The organism is Microcoleus sp. OTE_8_concoct_300 (assembly GCF_031383065.1).
In the GTDB taxonomy this organism is placed as follows: domain Bacteria; phylum Cyanobacteriota; class Cyanobacteriia; order Cyanobacteriales; family Microcoleaceae; genus Microcoleus.
On the sequence record NZ_JANMZH010000435.1, the window covers coordinates 1 to 1,517 of the forward strand.

The following is a 1,517-nucleotide window of genomic DNA, read 5'->3' on the forward strand; positions in this document are numbered from 1 at the left end:
GGGAGCATAACACTTATGCGATGAGTACAAATACTCAGACATACCCTACCCCTCATTAGTCCATAATTAAATATGTTTACCACTATCGCAAAATTATGAATCCAGAGAAACAAAGAAAGCTGCAAGAATATACCAGAGCAATTGCTGAGATTTTATATACAGAAGCTGAATCTGAACAACAGTTGACGCTCGAAAGTATAGAAAAAACTATTCAGACACAGCTTCAGCAATATGTCAGTCCCGAAATTGCCGCTTTTTTTTTAAGCAATCAACAGGAACAACTTCCGGCAGAACCAGAAAACTTACCAGTACATTAGGGATACTAAAAATCAGTGAAAAACAAGCTAAAATACTCGGAGTTAAGCCCTGCACAAGAATCAGTCCACATTTGGAACAATGTTGTCTGAGATTGAGTGCCAATATGTCATACGAGCAAACGGCATTAGATTTAGAATACATCACTGGTGTCCAAACCAATGCCATGTCGCAGCAGAGATTAGTCCATCGGCAAGAGTTTCAGTTGCCGATAGTCACAGAACTAATTGAAGAATTATCTGTAGATGGAGGAAAAATTAGATTAAGAACTGCACTCTTGTCTAGAATGTATCTACAAAGACTATAAAGCAATTCACACCAACATCGGATTGCTCGCAGGTTATCAAGATAATATTGGGCTGATTGATTGGGTGAACAGTCAACCCATTGCTAAGATTGTTACCTGTCTGGGAGATGGACATGATGGAATTTGGAATATTATTGGGTTAGTTGCCCCCAATGGACAACGCCGAGAAATCCTTGACTGGTATCATCTGATCGAAAATCTGAATAAGGTTGGCGGTTCACAACGCAGAATCAATGAGGCCGAAGCTTATTTATGGATGGGACAGGTGGAGAAAGCGAAACAACTTTTTGCAAATCTGACAAAAAAAGCCGCACAGAATTTCTGCGTATATCTCAATAAACACGCCTGCACGCATCGTTAATTACCACTATTATCAGTCAAATAAGATTTGTTCAATTGGTTCGGGTGCCGTGGAATCAGCAATCAAACAGATTGGTCGTCGCATAAAAATTTCTGGTGCACAATGGAATGAGCAAAATGTCCCGCAAGTCTTGGCTCATCGAGTAGCTTACTTAAATGGAATGATTGGTGTCAATCTCAAAGCAGCAGCTTAAATTATCATCAGTATTTATACTGATTGCATAACTGTTATGCTCCCGCGGAGTCGTAGGTCATGCCTTGATCAAGAAACCGATACATACCGTCGTAGACATACCAGATCCATTGTTCGCAAAGCGCATTCATCTCCATCAATGTGGAAACATCGCAAACGGATAATCAATCCACAATGCTCATATTCATCTGATATTGGTGGATCTATAGCACGTCTAAATGAGTTGTACAATTTAAGCAAGGGTGATAGACTGAAAGTAAAAGTCACATTCTTAGAGGTAAAGAGATGTCAAGTGATGAAAACCAGGAACTAAAAGAAAAGCTGGCTGAGTTAGAAGAGTTT

General features: G+C 39.7%; 1 pseudogene. It reads left to right on the forward strand.

Going from position 1 to position 1,517, the window contains the following annotated elements:
• Window positions 1–95: 95 nt before the first annotated feature.
• A pseudogene (locus ACUVJL_RS19975) lies at window positions 96–1,176 on the forward strand (ISKra4 family transposase).
• The last annotated feature ends 341 nt before the right edge of the window (window positions 1,177–1,517 follow it).